At 44.6% G+C, this 16,312-nt stretch carries 12 protein-coding genes; 8 read left to right on the top strand and 4 right to left on the bottom strand.

Annotation, left to right across the window (positions count from 1 at the left end):
• Positions 1-28: 28 nt before the first annotated feature.
• Entirely contained in the window at positions 29-886 is an 858-nt protein-coding gene (gene tesB / locus NH462_RS12450; protein WP_017219342.1) for an acyl-CoA thioesterase II, read from the bottom strand.
• A 153-nt stretch (positions 887-1,039) separates the two neighbouring features.
• Here tesB and NH462_RS12445 point away from each other — a divergent pair, with 153 nt between their 5' ends.
• A complete protein-coding gene (locus tag NH462_RS12445) occupies positions 1,040-1,501 on the top strand; it encodes an EVE domain-containing protein (RefSeq protein ID WP_253105853.1) in 462 nt (153 codons plus the stop codon).
• Here the strand turns inward: NH462_RS12445 and NH462_RS12440 are convergent.
• Both NH462_RS12440 and NH462_RS12435 read right to left on the bottom strand, forming a co-directional pair.
• Positions 1,498-1,680, bottom strand: a complete 183-nt coding sequence (locus NH462_RS12440) for a hypothetical protein (protein ID WP_010374482.1) — start codon at positions 1,678-1,680, stop codon at positions 1,498-1,500. The genes NH462_RS12445 and NH462_RS12440 overlap by 4 nt on opposite strands.
• Positions 1,680-2,759, bottom strand: a complete 1,080-nt coding sequence (locus NH462_RS12435; RefSeq protein WP_253105852.1) for a potassium channel family protein — start codon at positions 2,757-2,759, stop codon at positions 1,680-1,682. The genes NH462_RS12440 and NH462_RS12435 overlap by 1 nt, the downstream gene beginning before the upstream one ends.
• A 122-nt stretch (positions 2,760-2,881) precedes the next feature.
• Here NH462_RS12435 and NH462_RS12430 point away from each other — a divergent pair, with 122 nt between their 5' ends.
• From NH462_RS12430 to NH462_RS12410, 5 genes are all read left to right on the top strand, one after another.
• Positions 2,882-3,832 (top strand): chemotaxis protein CheV, encoded by a 951-nt coding sequence (locus tag NH462_RS12430; protein ID WP_253105851.1) that lies wholly within the window; start codon positions 2,882-2,884, stop codon positions 3,830-3,832.
• A gap of 139 nt (positions 3,833-3,971) precedes the next feature.
• A complete protein-coding gene (gene uvrD, locus NH462_RS12425) occupies positions 3,972-6,137 on the top strand; it encodes a DNA helicase II (RefSeq protein WP_253105850.1) in 2,166 nt (721 codons plus the stop codon).
• Positions 6,115-8,184: a GNAT family N-acetyltransferase gene (locus NH462_RS12420; protein ID WP_253105849.1), complete on the top strand. Its 2,070-nt coding sequence runs from the start codon at positions 6,115-6,117 to the stop codon at positions 8,182-8,184. The genes uvrD and NH462_RS12420 overlap by 23 nt, the downstream gene beginning before the upstream one ends.
• The gene (locus NH462_RS12415) at positions 8,165-9,259 is read left to right on the top strand and encodes an ABC transporter substrate-binding protein (RefSeq protein WP_253105848.1); all 1,095 of its coding nucleotides are present in this window, start codon (positions 8,165-8,167) and stop codon (positions 9,257-9,259) included. The genes NH462_RS12420 and NH462_RS12415 overlap by 20 nt, the downstream gene beginning before the upstream one ends.
• Before the next feature lie 44 nt (positions 9,260-9,303).
• Positions 9,304-10,152: a CZB domain-containing protein gene (locus NH462_RS12410; protein ID WP_253105847.1), complete on the top strand. Its 849-nt coding sequence runs from the start codon at positions 9,304-9,306 to the stop codon at positions 10,150-10,152.
• A gap of 106 nt (positions 10,153-10,258) precedes the next feature.
• On the opposite strand, the gene typA is transcribed toward NH462_RS12410, so the two are convergent.
• The gene (typA, locus tag NH462_RS12405) at positions 10,259-12,079 is read right to left on the bottom strand and encodes a translational GTPase TypA (protein ID WP_010374470.1); all 1,821 of its coding nucleotides are present in this window, start codon (positions 12,077-12,079) and stop codon (positions 10,259-10,261) included.
• A gap of 381 nt (positions 12,080-12,460) precedes the next feature.
• On the opposite strand from typA, the gene NH462_RS12400 reads away from it, so the two are divergent.
• A complete protein-coding gene (locus NH462_RS12400) occupies positions 12,461-14,905 on the top strand; it encodes an ABC transporter permease (RefSeq protein ID WP_253105846.1) in 2,445 nt (814 codons plus the stop codon).
• A 42-nt stretch (positions 14,906-14,947) separates the two neighbouring features.
• On the top strand, positions 14,948-16,309 hold the full coding sequence (locus NH462_RS12395) for a sigma-54 dependent transcriptional regulator (RefSeq protein ID WP_253105845.1): 1,362 nt from the start codon (positions 14,948-14,950) through the stop codon (positions 16,307-16,309).
• Positions 16,310-16,312 lie beyond the last annotated feature (3 nt).

Genomic DNA, 16,312 nt, shown 5'->3' with positions numbered 1-16,312 from the left:
TAAAACGCACCATACACTTTCCAACAAATTAGCGTTGGCGCATCACGCCTTCTTGAATAGTCGACGCAACTAACTCACCTTGGCGGTTAAAAAATTGGCCACGTACTAGGCCTCGGCCATTAGACGCGCTCGGACTATCAACGCTATATAAAATCCATTCATCCATTCTAAACGGACGATGGAACCACATCGCGTGGTCTATTGTCGCGACTTGCATATTCGACTGCATAAACGACAAACCATGTGGTTGTAGTGCTGTTGGTAAAAATTCAAAATCAGAGGCATAAGCTAGCAAATAGTTGTGGATCCTTCTGTCGTCCGGCATGTCACCATTGGCTTTAAACCAAACGTTTCTCACCGGATCCTGTTTTTTGGGTTTGAATGGATTTTGAAAGTTTACAGGGCGCATGTCCAGCGGCATTTCTTGCGTAAATTTAGCTCGAAGTGATTCTGGAATGAGGTCCGCATGTTCTTGATAAAAATGGAGTGATGACTTTAATGTTTCAGGCTCTGGCACATCCGGCATCAAAGATTGATGAGAAACGCCCGGCTCATCCCCTTGGAAAGAGGCAGTCATGTAAAATATCGGCTTACCATATTGAATGGCACTGATCCTGCGAGTGCTAAAACTACGACCATCACGAATGTTTTCGACATCGTAGACAATCGGCTTGCTTGCATCACCAGGACGTAAAAAGTAAGAGTGCAGCGAGTTGACAAAGCGCCCTTCTGGTAAGGTGTATTTTGCTGCGGACAACGCCTGCCCCATCACCTGACCTCCAAACACTTGAGGAAAACCAAGGTCTTGGCTTTGACCTCGATATATCCCTTGCTCAATTTCTTCAAGGCTGAGTAAATCCAACAGATTTTGTAACACTTGACTCATGTTGCACTCCGAACGTCTAGTAGAACTGGCGATAGTCGTTATAATGAGATAATACTTTTATCAAATCCAAGTAAGACTCGGACTGGTAGCAAACCAAGTACATTGCTCAAATGAGTATAATACATCATAACTCAAACTATTGGACTAACCCATATGGCTTATTGGCTGTTTAAAACAGAACCCGATGCATTTTCCATTGATGACTTAAAAAACGCGCCTGAGCAGCAAACTTTTTGGGAGGGAATTCGTAATTATCAGGCAAGAAACTTCCTGCGCGACGAGGTTAAGGTGGGTGACTCAGTGTTTATTTACCACTCAAGCTGTAAAGTGCCTGCGGTTGTCGGTATTGCCAAAGTGGTGAAAGCAGCAGAGCCAGATCCACATCAATTTGACTTAAACAGTGATTATTATGATGCCAAATCAAGCACCGATAACCCTCGCTGGGTAGGCGTCACGCTAGCATACGAGCAGCACCTACGCCCGGTAACCCTGCAAGCGATAAAAGCCAACACTGCGCTCACCGAACTGGCTCTAAAAAAAGGGGGGCGATTATCCATCATGCCCATCATCGAACCTGAATGGCAGGTTATTTTAGAGATGTCGGGGCAAAGCTAACGTTTTGCTTTGCCTTTTTGTCGCCCGTGTTTAGGCACAATGCTGATATATAGCAGCAAAGCAACCCAAGAAAATAGTAGCGTTCCTATCAGCCAGCCGTTTTTTTCATGCCCTTTGCTGCGCTTGCTTCCTGCAACTAAAGCTACAGGAAGTAAGTAAGCGCACACAACGGCAATCATCAAGAAGAGTTCTTCGAACATAGTGATGACCAGTCAACCTCTGATGCTAGCACCCGTTGCGGTGCAATATAGTGCAAAATATCTCCCCCAGTGATGTTGTAATCCAAAGGTGGGTTTAGATCCATATTTAACGCATTTATATCGTGCGCAACACCGAGCAACGTCGCATCATGATGCTGTTTAAAATAACCAAAAATATCGCCAAAGGTTAAACAGCTTACCTCTGCAGGTAAGGCTAAGCTGAATTGCGTATCGCCGTGCAGCGTCGACAGTAATTCCTCTTGTACTCGGCTTGAGCCTGGGTCTTGCATGGCTCGCACTAAGATTTCCGCAGACATAGATGCGGAGCATTCTACATTTTTACAATGTTCTCTTAAAAGAAGCGCTTTACTATCGTCCAAGAAATGCGCGCTAATATGCGCTTTGGGTTTTACTACCCGGCTAAGCTTTAGCGCGGTGGTAAATGTCTGGTTATCATCATCGCCATCAATGATGATTTTGTCAGCCCGCTCGATGTTAATCCGACTTAACTGTTCGTCATCAGTAAAGCTGGTTAAACGCGCAAATGCGACTTCCGGATAACTCAACAGCGGATGCTCCATGGCCTCAGTGACGGCCAATACGATTTTTCTATCTTCGCGTTTATTGTCACCTAAAATGTAGTCCACCATTTTTTTCGTTCTCACATCATGCCAACCAAAAATTACGATGTGGTTTTGCAAATGTGCAAAGTCTTTTTCCCCTGTCATGCCTCTTCTCACCCAATACGTCACAAATTGTCCAGCTTTTCCCAATAACACACCAAATAGCGCAAGGCCAAATGGGATCTGTATAATGGCAACGACTAAACGGCCAAAATCCGTTGTTGCACTAAAGTCTCCGTAGCCAACTGTTGAAGTCGTCACTACGTAGTAATAAAAGAACGTGCTCAGTGGCAATAATGCCGATTCATTGCTGAGCCATAACAACCCCCAAGTCACCGACATATGAATGAGCGTTGCCATAAATAACAGTTGCCAGCTGGCCTTATCCACATGAGCCCGCATCAAAACAACTAAACGCTTAAAAATTATAGGCATATTGCTTCCCTATCAAATACATACTGCTACCTTACTGCAGATTTTAGCCAAAAAACAACACGACATATCGACTTCTTTGATATAGTCTTAGAAAAGGTTACAAGAAGTAATGAGGGGTTAACATGGCTGGCGTATTGGCCTCAGTAGATCAACGCACACAACTGGTGGGTGAAAACCGCCTTGAGTTGCTATTGTTTCATCTTCATAGCCGCCACTTTTTTGCGCTCAACGTCTTCAAGGTAAAAGAAGTTGTTAAGCTCCCTCATCTCAATAAAATGCCCAATGCACACCCTAAAGTATGTGGCGTAACCAATATTCGTGGCGAGTCTATTCCGGTTATCGATTTACGACAAGCGATATGCATGCCCCCATGCGACCGAGACAAAGACTGCAACCTTGTGATCACAGAATACAACCGCTCAGTGCAGGCCTTCTTAGTTGGTAAAGTTGACCAAATCGTCAATACTACGTGGTCCGATATTATGCCAACCCCTAAGTCTGTTGGCCGCAATCACTACCTCACCGCACTGACTAAAATCAAACGTGACGGCGTTGAACACATCGTTGAAATTATCGATGTAGAAAAAGTACTTGCCGAAATCGTTGAGTACAAAGTTGAGATCCCGCAGGACATTCTAGATAAAGATATCATCAACGAGTTTCATGGCCGCAAAATTCTACATGCCGATGACTCGCCGACCGCTCGTCGTCAAGTTGCCGATACCTTGGCACAATTGGGCATAGAAATCATCCCTGCAACTGACGGCCAAGAGGCGCTCAATGTGTTAAAGCACTGGGCCGACGAAGGTATCGACGTACAAAAAGAATTACTTGCGGTGATCACCGATGCCGAAATGCCCGTTATGGATGGTTATCGACTCACCTATGAAATTCGCAATGACAGTCGCCTGAAAGACCTTTATGTCATTCTCAATACCTCTCTCAGTGGCAGCTTTAATAATGCCATGGTCGAAAAAGTGGGTTGTAATGCGTTTCTATCAAAATTCCAGCCCGATTTATTGGTGACAGAGGTACAAAATCGGTTAAAGGACGTTTTGCAAAAACAAACATAAACACTGTATAAAAAACCAGTTTATGTTTCTTTATAAATCATAATGTTACCTTTATTCAGTTAGGTTTGCTTTGCGATATGCTGGGATTTACGGCAGCGACTCGGTATACTTGCCATCATTTGAGCAAATAGGCAAAGCAATGGACGTATCAGAATTACTCGACGGCCTCAACGACAAACAGCGCGATGCAGTCGCCGCACCTCTGCAAAACATGTTAGTGCTCGCAGGTGCGGGGTCAGGTAAAACACGAGTACTCGTTCATCGTATTGCTTGGCTTATGCAAGTTGAGCACGCCTCTGCATTTAGTATTTTCGCGGTAACCTTTACTAATAAGGCAGCCAAAGAAATGCGTGCTCGTGTTGAGGCAACACTCAATGGCCCTGTTGGTGGCATGTGGATAGGTACTTTCCACGGCCTTGCCCACCGCATGTTACGCGCCCATCACCGTGAAGCCAAATTACCAGAATCATTTCAAATTCTAGACAGCGATGATCAGCAACGGATGATCCGCCGTTTGCTCAAAGCCATGAATATCGATGAGAAAAAGTGGCCACCTAAGCAGTTAAGCTGGTACATCAGCGCGCGTAAAGACGAAGGATTAAGACCAAAAGATATTCAAGCATACGATGTCAATGAACAGCTGATGTTGAATGTATATAGTGCTTACCAAGATGCCTGTGATAGAGCCGGTCTTGTTGATTTTGCCGAGATCCTATTGCGCTGCTACGAGCTATTACAGCAACAACCTACCTTGCTACGTCACTATCAACAACGCTTCCGCCATATGCTAGTGGACGAGTTCCAAGATACCAACAGCATTCAATATTTGTGGTTGCGCCTGCTTGCAGGTAGTGACAACAATATCATGATCGTAGGGGATGACGACCAGAGTATTTACGGCTGGCGTGGTGCAAAAATAGAAAACATCAAACGTTTTCTGGACGACTTTAACGCCGAAACCATTCGCCTTGAACAAAATTATCGTTCTACCGCAACCATTCTAAAAGCATCCAACGCGCTCATTGAAAACAACGCGGAACGAATGGGTAAAAGTCTCTGGACTGACGGTAACCAAGGCGAGCCGATCTCAATTTACGCCGCTTTTAATGAACTTGATGAAGCACGCTTTGTGGTTGGCAAAATTAAATCTTGGTTACAGGCTGGCAATGCGCTCAGCGACAGCGCCGTACTCTACAGAAACAACGCACAGTCCCGGGTGTTAGAAGAAGCCTTACTTCAAGAAGGGCTAAAATACCGTATTTATGGCGGTATGCGCTTTTTCGAGCGCCAAGAGATTAAAGATGCCCTGTCTTACCTGCGCATTATTAGTAATCGTAATGACGATGCGGCATTTGAGCGTGTGATAAACACGCCTACCCGTGGTATTGGTGATAAAACATTAAGTCATATTCGCGATTGTGCACGTCACGAATCACTCTCACTTTGGGATGCAGCCAAAGCTGTGCTTGCGCAAAAGCATTTAGCTGGAAGAGCTGCTACGGCGGTGACAAAATTTATTGAATTAGTCGAGCAGCTCGACGATAAAATTGCCGTGCTTGAACTGGCACAACAAGCGCAGACAGCCATTGAGCAGTCAGGTCTCATGGCAATGTATCAAGCCGAAAAAGGCGAAAAAGGCCGCGCTCGAGTGGAAAACTTGGAAGAATTGATCAGTGCTTGTGGTCAGTATGAGCTGCCTATCGATGAAGATTTTACTTCACCATTACAAGGCTTTTTAGCCTATACCTCTTTGGAGGCAGGCGAAGGCCAGGCTGACGAGCACGAAGACGCGGTACAAATGATGACGCTGCACTCGGCCAAAGGTCTCGAGTTTCCATTGGTCTTTATGGTTGGGGTCGAAGAGGGCATGTTCCCATCGCAGCAAAGTAATGAAGAGTCGGGCCGCTTGGAAGAAGAGCGCCGTTTGTGCTACGTCGGTATGACGCGTGCCATGGATAAGCTATACATTAGCCACGCAGAAAGTCGCCGCTTGTATGGTCAAGAAAAACATCACAGCCCTTCAAGGTTCTTACGTGAAATTCCTGAAGACTGCATGGAAGAAATCCGGATTAAAACGCAAATATCTCGTCCGGCTAACTCGGGCCGATTCAGTCCATCAATCAGTCACGCGACCTTTGAAGATAGCGGTTTTAATTTAGGCCAGCGTGTCCTCCATGCCAAATTTGGTGCAGGCACAGTGCTTAACTATGAAGGTGCGGGTGCTCAGTCACGCATCCAAGTTAGCTTTGATGATGTTGGTAGTAAGTGGTTAGTTACCGCCTATGCAAGACTTCAAGCACTCTAATCTGCAACTATTACGTTCTCAGCTTGCCGATGCCCGCCATCGGCAACTCTTGCTTATCACCGGCAGCCAAACTTGGTGTTACACGCAGTGCCAGCAGCTATTAGCAAACTCAAACGATAATCTAATCCTAAGTAGCAGTAAGACATTAGAAAATGCCGTTTGGCCCGAGCATTTACACCAAATACTCGGACAAGAATTTAGCAACCTAGTCTACGACGGCTTTAGTGGGATTGTGCCTAACAAAATCGCAGCGGCCGCGGGCACGGTAAAGGCAGGCGGCTTACTCCTACTGTTACTTCCCGAGTTAGATGAACTCGACCACTGGCTAGACCCTGCAATTACCCGCTGGTGCTCAGAGGGGCAAACGCCCATACGTAGCTACTTTTTAAAAAGGTGGCAACAACTCTGGCAGCAACAACCAGCTTGGCATATCAGTGAGCACTTTGGGGTTCAACTGCCCTTAGCGTATCTTGCTGCAAGTTCGGCGGTTTGTGGTATTGAGGAGCAACAAAACGTACTGACACAACTCTCCACAGCATTGGAAAACCAGCAAACACCTGTATTACTAAGCGCTGACAGAGGCAGGGGAAAGAGTGCGCTATTAGGCCTCTTGGCATCAAAGCATCCTACGCAACAATTTGTTATTTGTAGCCGTCACCTTCATGCTCTGCATAGTTGCTTTAGCATGCTTGCTCAAGCACTCAATACCGAGGTTGATGTAAAAACGAAGAAGCTGGCTAATCTCAGCTATGTGGCACCAGATGCGTTACTACAACAAGCCTCTGCACTTGATAGCAATACGGTTATTTTGGTAGATGAGGCAGCCGCCCTGCCAGTTCCATTTTTAATACAAGTCGCTCAACTTGGCTTTCGCTGCATTTTTTCCAGCACCTTAGTTGGTTATGAGGGTAATGGTAGAGGCTACACCTTACGGTTTAAACGCTACTTAGAATCACATTACCCAAGTTATCTTGATTTCACCTTATCGACTCCTATTCGTTACGCATCGAATGATCCACTGGAGCAGCAGATCAGGGATTTATTTGTACTCGAGTGTAAAGCGACATCACCCATACTCACTTCCTCAACCACAATGCGTGCTATTTCCCAGAGTGAGTTGATAGAAAATAGCTCGTTACTTGAGCAAGTTTTTTCACTGCTCGTATTAGCCCATTATCAAACCAGCGTGGATGATTTAAGGCAATTATTAGATGCACCCGATCTGCATTTACGAGGTGCATTTTGCAATAACGAGCTAATAGGAATTTGCCTTGCTGTTATCGAAGGCGGACTCGCTTCAGATCTCGCAGAAGATATTCTAGCGGGAAAGCGAAGACCCGCAGGCCATCTCATGGCGCAGCAGCTAACAACAAGCTTTGGTGATAGCCAGTTTGTCACCGAAAAAAGCGTAAGGATCGTTAGAATAGCCGTGCACCCGGATGTACAACAGCAAGGGATTGGCCGCCGCCTACTGGCGTTCTTTGAAACCACATTACCAGAAGATATCAGTTACATAGGAACCAGTTTTGGCCTTACAGCGCCATTGCTTTCGTTTTGGTCACAACGTCACTATCAGCCAATGAAACTGGGTTTTAAGCAAGATAAGGCCAGTGGTGAGTATGCGCTTTTGATGTTCAAAAAAGTCAGAGGCGACATAGGCAACACCTATACTCGAATATTTAAACAAGCTTTTTTCTATCAGTTACGCTCGCACTATCAACAACTAGATACTGAGGTGGTGAGCGCACTATTAGCGACCTTACCCTTTGAACATATAACTAATGAGCAGCTGGATTATTTGCACTATTTACGTAACAGCAATCCGGTTGAGCAACAAGTATGTCCTTTTATATGGCAGCTGATCACAACCGATCCTCGATTACTTAAAAACTTAACTAAAGTTTCCAAAGCATTAGTAATTCGTCTAATATTACAGCAACATTCGACCCAAGTCGTACTTAATTTGCTTGGGTTATCTGGTAAAAAGGCCCTCACCACAACGCTAAGAGAGACAGTGCAGCAAGTATATGAGTATTTTCGGTGTTAAGTTTTTACTATTCGTTTTTGCTTCTGCTGTACTGAATTTTACAGTATCCGCTCAATCTGTGGTGAAAATTGGCATGTCTACTGCCCTTTCAGGGCCCGCAAAAGAGATCGGTCAACAACTGAAAGCGGGTGCCGAACTACACTTTAACTTTTATAATCAGCACAAAGCGAATGGTGCAGCTGCGATTGAGTTGCAGGTATTGGATGATGGTTATGAGCCACACAAAACCGTAACCAATGCGCGTAAGCTCGTTTACGAAAATAAGGTCGATGCATTGTTTGGCGTAATGGGCACCCCCACATCTTATGCCATAAAGCCGATTTTAGAGCACTCTAAGGTTCCCTTTCTTATGCCATATACTGGCGCTGAGTTTCTTCAAGAGCCACATACATTTAATGTCTTCAACCTCCGCACTAGCTACAATAAAGAAGCACAAGATATCATCCGCTACTTTATTGATGAACAAAAGCTAAAGCGGGTGGGTTTACTCATTCAAGCCGATGAATTTGGTCTAACCGTAGAAAAAAGCCTTACTAGAGCGCTTGCGGAACATGGATTAAAACCCGTTGTGATAACGCGTTTTAGACGTAATACCGATGATATTGAACGAGCCCTTGAACAAGCACAGCAGCATAAAATAGAAGGCTTCGCGATGGTAGGCACCTACACGCCACTGTCTAAGTTTATTAATCGTGCCATGGAGGTTGGCCTTGAAACACAATACGCAACGGTTTCATTTGCTTCCTCAAATGAGCTATTTGCTAGACTCAAAGGCAAACCCAAAGTTTTAGTCACCGAAGTTGTACCCGATCCTGCGATTTGCAAGGGCAAGCTTTGTGATACCTTTCGCGAGGCAGTTCGCAATACCACACTTTCCCATAACGAACAGGTTTTTGAGGGCTATCTCAATGCCTACTTATTGACGACTGCTATCCAGCAATGTGAGCTGCCCATTGATAGCGATTGTCTGCTAAACGCATTACAACAGGAGTTGGAGTATAACACCGTTATTCGAGAGGTATTTATGCTCCAACCAGCGCAAAAGAAATTGCCAGTTTACCGCTCCTTTTTCTAATAATGTTCTATGCTTAGTTGATACTGACCATATGCGAGGCTGACATGGATTTAATTAACTTTCGCGTCGGGAAAAAAACAATATCACTGCAAATCCTCGATATTCTATTAACTGAACGCTACGAAGAAAATTTAACCGATTTACCCAATGACAACCCCAGCTTTTTGGGTGTTAAAGATTACATGGGCGCACCTACCCCTATTTTTGATTTAGGGATCATATTGAACAAGTGCTCGTCTTACGAAACCAATCAAGAATTGGTCAGCATGCTAAAGCAGCGAGAGCAAGATCATAAAGAATGGCTTGTCGCACTCGAAGCAAGCATTTTTAACGATGTCCCCTTCACTAAAGCCAAAGATCCAAAACAATGTGCTTTCGGGCAGTGGTATTACGGCTTCAAAACTGACAATGACGACCTCAAGGCGCTTCTAAAACGCTTCGAAGAACCGCATGCAAAACTACATTCATTAGCAGATAAACTATTAGTGATGTGTGCACAGGGACACAAACAAGAGGCTATAGATACGCTCGCTCGCGAAAAGAGCACCACTTTTAATAAACTCATGCGATTATTTGAATCCGCTCGTGATCAGATCATGCTCGACCATAAACCTATCATCGTCTTTACCACTCAAGATGGCCAAAGTCCGCATATCGGTTTGCTTGTCGATAAGGTAGAAGATAACGTTCACTGTGATGAAAGCGATATTAAATCACTGCAGGAAATGACCAGTATTGGTTTTGAAATAGATGCGCAAACCAAAAAATTGATGAAAGGCTTGGTCAAGATGGGAAAACGCCACAGCGTATTGATTGATCCTAGCGCCATTTTCCGCCCTGAACATCTACAAAATTATGAGCCAGAAGAAACGGAAGAGTACGGCTTGTTTTAGAGTTAGCAAATGGAGCACAAAAAAACGCCGCAAAAATTGCGGCGTTTTTTGTATTCTAAGTAACCTGCCTTCGAGATAAGTTGTTATCTCAAGTCCAGGTCAATTATTATTTAGCTTGGCGGCTAGCGCGTTTACGCTCGCTTTCAGTCAATAATTTCTTACGAATACGGATGCTTTCAGGCGTTACTTCTACAAGCTCGTCGTCATCGATGAACTCAAGTGCTTGCTCTAAAGACATAACAACAGGTGGCACAAGGTTTTGTGCTTCATCAGTACCAGATGCACGTACGTTGGTTAACTGCTTACCTTTAAGCGCGTTTACCGTTAGGTCGTTATCACGGCTGTGAATACCAATAACCATACCTTCGTACACTTCAACACCGTGACCGATGAATAGGCGACCACGCTCTTGTAGGTTAAATAGTGCGTTTGTTAGCGCTTTACCTGCTGCGTTAGCGATTAGTACACCGTTCTTACGCTGACCGATGTTACCGCCTTTGTGTGGACCGTAATGTGAGAACGTGTGGTACATCAAACCAGAACCAGACGTTAACGTCATAAATTCAGTTTGGAAACCAATTAGACCACGTGCAGGCATCATGAAGTCCATACGCACACGGCCTTTGCCGTCTGGAGACATGTCAGTCATTTCTGCTTTACGCAGACCAAGCTGTTCCATGATAGAACCTTGGTGCTCGTCTTGACAGTCAATTGTCACTGTTTCGTACGGTTCTTCTAGCTGACCATCAACATGGCGCAAGATTACTTCTGGACGAGATACTGCAATCTCGTAGCCTTCACGACGCATGTTCTCGATAAGAATACCTAAGTGAAGTTCACCACGACCAGATACACGGAAGCTATCTGGGTTATCTGTTTCTTCAACGCGTAATGCAACGTTGTGCACAAGCTCTGCTTCTAGACGCTCAAGGATATTACGAGAAGTTACGTATTTACCTTCTTGGCCTGAGAATGGTGACGTGTTTACAGAGAAAGTCATTGTTACTGTTGGTTCATCAACAGATAGTGGTGGTAGTGCTTCAACATTATTCTGACAACAGATAGTGTCAGAGATCTTCAGCTCACCAAGACCTGTGATTGCGATGATATCACCCGCCGTTGCTAGTTCAACTTCGTGACGGTCAAGACCTAAGTAACCAAGTACTTGGCCAACTTTACCGTTACGTGTCTTACCATCAGCACCCACGATAGTCACTTGTTGGTTAGGTTTAACTGAACCACGCGTGACACGGCCAACACCGATAACACCAACATATGAGTTGTAATCAAGCTGAGAAATTTGCATCTGGAACGGACCTTCAGGATCCGCGTTAGGCGCTTCAACTTCGTCTACGATAGCTTGGAACATTGGTTCCATGTTGTCAGACGGCTCATCTAGGTCAAGTGTTGCCCAGCCGTTGATTGCTGATGCGTAGATCACTTTAAAGTCTAGCTGTTCGTCAGTTGCACCTAAGTTATCAAATAGATCGAAAACTTGGTCCATTACCCAATCAGGACGAGCGCCCGGCTTGTCGATTTTGTTGATTACAACAATTGGCTTAAGACCCTGAGCAAACGCCTTTTGCGTTACGAAACGCGTTTGTGGCATCGGACCTTCTTGTGCATCAACTAGCAGTAATACTGAGTCAGCCATCGAAAGAACACGTTCTACTTCACCACCGAAATCGGCGTGTCCCGGAGTATCTACGATATTGATACGGTAGTCGTTCCACTTGATTGCGGTATTTTTTGCAAGGATGGTGATACCACGCTCTCTTTCAAGATCGTTTGAGTCCATCACACGCTCTTCATTACCACCGCGCTGCTGTAGTGTACCTGATTGCTCAAGTAGCTTGTCTACAAGCGTTGTTTTACCGTGGTCTACGTGCGCGATAATCGCGATATTTCTTAACTTTTCGATGCTCATATTATTACTCAGTGAAGTTGGCCCTCAGTGATCCTAGTCGATCTACGCAAAAATGCGCGTTGAGATTGCCCGATTGAGAATTAAAGGTCGCGTATTATCTACTATTAATGTGACAGATGAAAGTTTATCCAACATTTTTTTCAATAATCCTGAGCGGTGCGCGCATAAATCAACACCCAGTGTGGCTTCTGCACGGTCTTATGCAGCTAGAGTCCATTTATGGTCTTTTATCGTCCGATTATGGACTGAACACTTGTAAATAAAATACAAATATTATTAATATCAATAAGGTAAGCTTGGCATAGGCGTTGCTATTTCCCTATAGAGGAGAATAACTATCACAACATACCGATACACAAGGTGAGCGGATTTGGAGTAAATATGGTAACGCATTCACTTAAAATGGCCTGGCAAAAACTTCGCTGCCATGTCAGTTACACCCTAACAATAACAATTACCCTAGCGCTGACACTCGGTGCGCTAGTGGCAATGTATAACCTAAACTACCAATTGCTCGCAGCTCCGCTCCCATACCCAGATGCAGAACGCTTGGTATTAATGCGTGGCGCGTTAGTAGATGACAATAATGAAGTGAAGCAACGCAATTTTATTCCTCATGCAGGCAGTATAGAGGCGTATGACAAGCAAGCACAATTTTCCGATATCGAAGTGATGGCCATTCAGAATATCAGTATTGATGTTGAACAAAGTTTACCGAGCAGCCCAACATTTAATACTGGCGCGATCACCCCTGAGTTTATGTCGATACTCAATGTACCACTGGCACTGGGACGGTACTTTTCAGTAGATGAAGGGATGGATAGCCAACAACCTGTCGCGATCGTTTCGTACCAAGTGTGGCAACGTTATTTCGGCGGAAATACAAACGTTTTAGACCAAACATTGGTATTTAAGGGGGTGAGTTTCAAAATTGTTGGCGTCACCGACGAGCGATTCATTGAACCGATATTATCCACACCTAACTGGCACACCGATGTATGGATCAGTTATGACTATAATGATTCTCCAACACCAACATGGCAAAGAAATAATATCCAGACATATCAACTGCTAAAGTTACATGATGTGCAACATGCTCGTCGCGCAAAGCTTTCTCTTGAAAACTGGCTTAATGAAGAACTACAACAACAAACTGCTGGTGAGCAAACATTTGCTAATAGTAAAGTACAGCTTGAATTTATACCGATAAAAACTCGTATTATTGGTGAAGCATCACAAGTGAGTATGATGATGCTACTCGGAAGCGCAATATTACTGTTAATCGCATTAAGTAATATTTGTAATTTAGTGCTTTCACGTGCCGCCGAACAACAAAAAAGCTTTTCCGTTCAGGCCGCTTTAGGTGCCAAGCCTAATCATCTATTTTTCCACATTGCGATAGAATTAGGGCTGTTATTCATCAGCGCAGCTGTATTATCACTACTCATTGCAGAGGGGATCATAGGGCTACTAAAATCAGGGATTGTCGGCCCGCTCGCTCGGTTACAAGAGCTACAACTCGAAGCGCATACTATTGCTTTCGCCTTTACCGTCAGTACCTTATTATGTTTATTACTTTCTTGGATAGTAAGCCGTCAACTTAACTACCGTCATATTATTCAACAGCTGCAAAGCAGTGGTAAAGGCACTGGCGTTCAGATTTCCGCGATGACCCGCACTTTATTAATATCATTCCAATTATTTGTTTGCCTGTCACTGCTCACTATTTGTCTTGGGATATTCCAAACAAGCTGGCAAAACTTGCAGCGTGATACAGGGATACGAGAACACAATACCTATCAAGTAGCACTAAACTTAGGTACTTTGCTACAGCAGATGAGCCGCGAGGAGCGTTCACAACTGCTTTTATCTGCCGTTGACTCGTTAGCAAAGTTACCGCAGGTAACCAAAGTAGGCATTGGCGGCTATCCCCCTTTTTCCTATTGGCTGCCGGGCTTTTCAAATCGTCAAATGCAATTTGAACCTGGTATAGAAAAAAACTCATTTGAATATCAAAGTACGGCTGGTACTTGGCCATACTTTGCCACCTTTGGCGCAACCCTTATCGACGGTAGGGCTTTTACTCATGAGGAAGCTATTAATAATGAGCCCGTTGTCATTGTCAATCAGACCCTAGCTACGCAATTACGCCAGCAAGGGCAAGTATTGGGCGCTAAACTATATCCTAGAAACGGCCAACAAAGCGTTGAAGTGATTGGTGTTGTCGAGGATATTTATCTTCCTAAACAACCTAATATTGCAAGGATTTTCATCCCCTCAGTGCCAACTGGTTACCCCTTTGTGTTAATTGAAACTCAAGCACATGCCACAATTAGTCGAGCGGAAATAAATCAGACACTCAAAAGTATCCATCCGCAAATGCGCGTCTATAACTTTCAGTCCACGACTATGCTTTTAGCTACGCACTTACAGCAAGCTCGTGTCATTAGCATGTTCACTTTGATGCTATCGATATTTGCTCTTGCGCTTGCGGCACTTGGTATTTACGGTGTATGTAAGTACAGCGTGGCGTTACGTCGGTTTGAGTTGGGCGTGAGAATGTCAGTTGGTGCAACACCAGTTGCCGTATTTAAACTGGTATTACAAGATAATTTGCGCCCCGTTATTGCAGCAGCATGCGCTTCTATCTTGGTGTTATTGAGTATTGCGATACTTCAAGATACGCTTGTACCTATTACAATAGATAGCGCTATCCACTGGTTAATTTCACTAGCCACTGTTATCACCTTAGTCACAGGTGTTACGCTACTATCTTCAAGAAATATTATTGCCCGCCCCGCATTACATGCACTTCGCGGAGAGTAATGTAGTGACTGGGATGATAATAATAAATCAAGGAAGCTTACTGTGAGTGCTAAACCACAAATATTGCTAATAGAAGACAACAGAGAAGTAAGATTAGCTGCGCGATTTGTATTGGAAGATTTAGGTCTAGCCGTCGAAGAAGTCGAAAATCCAGTGCAAGCACTCAGCTTTCTTGAACAGCACCAGCCTAGCTTGATCCTACTCGATATGAACTTTGAGTTAGACTCTACATCGGGGCAAGAGGGACTCAGGTTTCTACGACAGCAACAGCAACTTGGCAATACCACCCCTATTGTCGCTATGACGGCATGGTCACATACTGAGCTTGTAGTTCAAGCCATGCAACTGGGCGCGGCAGATTTTCTCGAAAAGCCCTGGAAAAACCAGCGCTTTGAACAAGTTATTAGAGGCCAGTTACAACTCAATAAACTAAGAAATAAAAGCCAAGCTTTTCAGCATGCGCTCGCTGGAGATGCTAAACCTGTGTTATGGCGCAGCAAAGCCATGCAACACCTGATGACGCAATTAGAAGTCATGGCTCCCACGGATGCCAATATTCTGTTAACCGGAGAGAATGGAGTTGGCAAAAGCTTAATAGCCCAGTGGATACATCAACACTCGCTGCGTGCAGCGCAGCCATTTATTTCCGTTAACATGGCAACCATCCCTGAGCAACTGTTTGAGAGTGAGCTTTTTGGTCATACCAAAGGCGCATTTACTGACGCCAAATCAGACCGTGCAGGACGGTTTAAATTAGCGGATCTTGGTACCTTATTTTTGGATGAAATCGGCACTCTCCCGCTTGCACAACAAAGTAAGTTGCTGCGAGTGCTAGAGTCTCGAGAATATGAAGCAGTAGGTTCAAGCGTCACTGAAGTCGCTGACGTGAGGCTCATCAGTGCAACGAATGCAAAATTAGAGCAGTTAATCGCTCAAGCTGAGTTTCGCCAAGATCTTTTTTATCGGATCAATACCTTCACAATCGAAATCCCGCCCTTGCGAACACGCCCTGAAGACATTGAATTGTTAGCGGAACACTTTATCAAAACCCATGGTCAGCGATATGGAAAAACGCAATGCTGGCTCACACCCACGGCACTAAATCAGCTAAAACAGTACAATTGGCCAGGTAATACAAGAGAGCTTGGTCACTTGCTCGAACGCGCCGTGCTACTAACACAAACGGGTGAAATCGGCCCCGAACAATTACATATGAGCACGCCTTCACAAGCAAGTGCGAATAATTCCATGTCGCTGCCACTCATCACATTGGAGCAAGCAGAACAACAACTGATTACTCAAGCTTTGACTAATACGGCAGGAAACAAACAACAAGCTGCTGAATTACTGGGGATCACTAAGCAATCACTCTACCGACGCCTTGAAAAATATGCACTTATTTAAGGA

The sequence above is a fragment of the Pseudoalteromonas sp. OANN1 genome, from assembly GCF_024124685.1.
Taxonomy (GTDB): domain Bacteria; phylum Pseudomonadota; class Gammaproteobacteria; order Enterobacterales; family Alteromonadaceae; genus Pseudoalteromonas; species Pseudoalteromonas piscicida.
The sequence above is the reverse complement of the archived record's forward strand: the minus strand, read 5'-3'. Positions and strand labels throughout refer to the sequence as shown.

Coding starts and splice junctions, on each gene's coding strand:
- tesB (WP_017219342.1), bottom strand. CDS start 886: ATGAGTCAAGTGTTACAAAATCTGTTGGATTTACTCAGCCTTGAAGAA.
- NH462_RS12445 (WP_253105853.1), top strand. CDS start 1,040: ATGGCTTATTGGCTGTTTAAAACAGAACCCGATGCATTTTCCATTGAT.
- NH462_RS12440 (WP_010374482.1), bottom strand. CDS start 1,680: ATGATTGCCGTTGTGTGCGCTTACTTACTTCCTGTAGCTTTAGTTGCA.
- NH462_RS12435 (WP_253105852.1), bottom strand. CDS start 2,759: ATGCCTATAATTTTTAAGCGTTTAGTTGTTTTGATGCGGGCTCATGTG.
- NH462_RS12430 (WP_253105851.1), top strand. CDS start 2,882: ATGGCTGGCGTATTGGCCTCAGTAGATCAACGCACACAACTGGTGGGT.
- uvrD (WP_253105850.1), top strand. CDS start 3,972: ATGGACGTATCAGAATTACTCGACGGCCTCAACGACAAACAGCGCGAT.
- NH462_RS12420 (WP_253105849.1), top strand. CDS start 6,115: ATGCAAGACTTCAAGCACTCTAATCTGCAACTATTACGTTCTCAGCTT.
- NH462_RS12415 (WP_253105848.1), top strand. CDS start 8,165: ATGAGTATTTTCGGTGTTAAGTTTTTACTATTCGTTTTTGCTTCTGCT.
- NH462_RS12410 (WP_253105847.1), top strand. CDS start 9,304: ATGGATTTAATTAACTTTCGCGTCGGGAAAAAAACAATATCACTGCAA.
- typA (WP_010374470.1), bottom strand. CDS start 12,079: ATGAGCATCGAAAAGTTAAGAAATATCGCGATTATCGCGCACGTAGAC.
- NH462_RS12400 (WP_253105846.1), top strand. CDS start 12,461: ATGGTAACGCATTCACTTAAAATGGCCTGGCAAAAACTTCGCTGCCAT.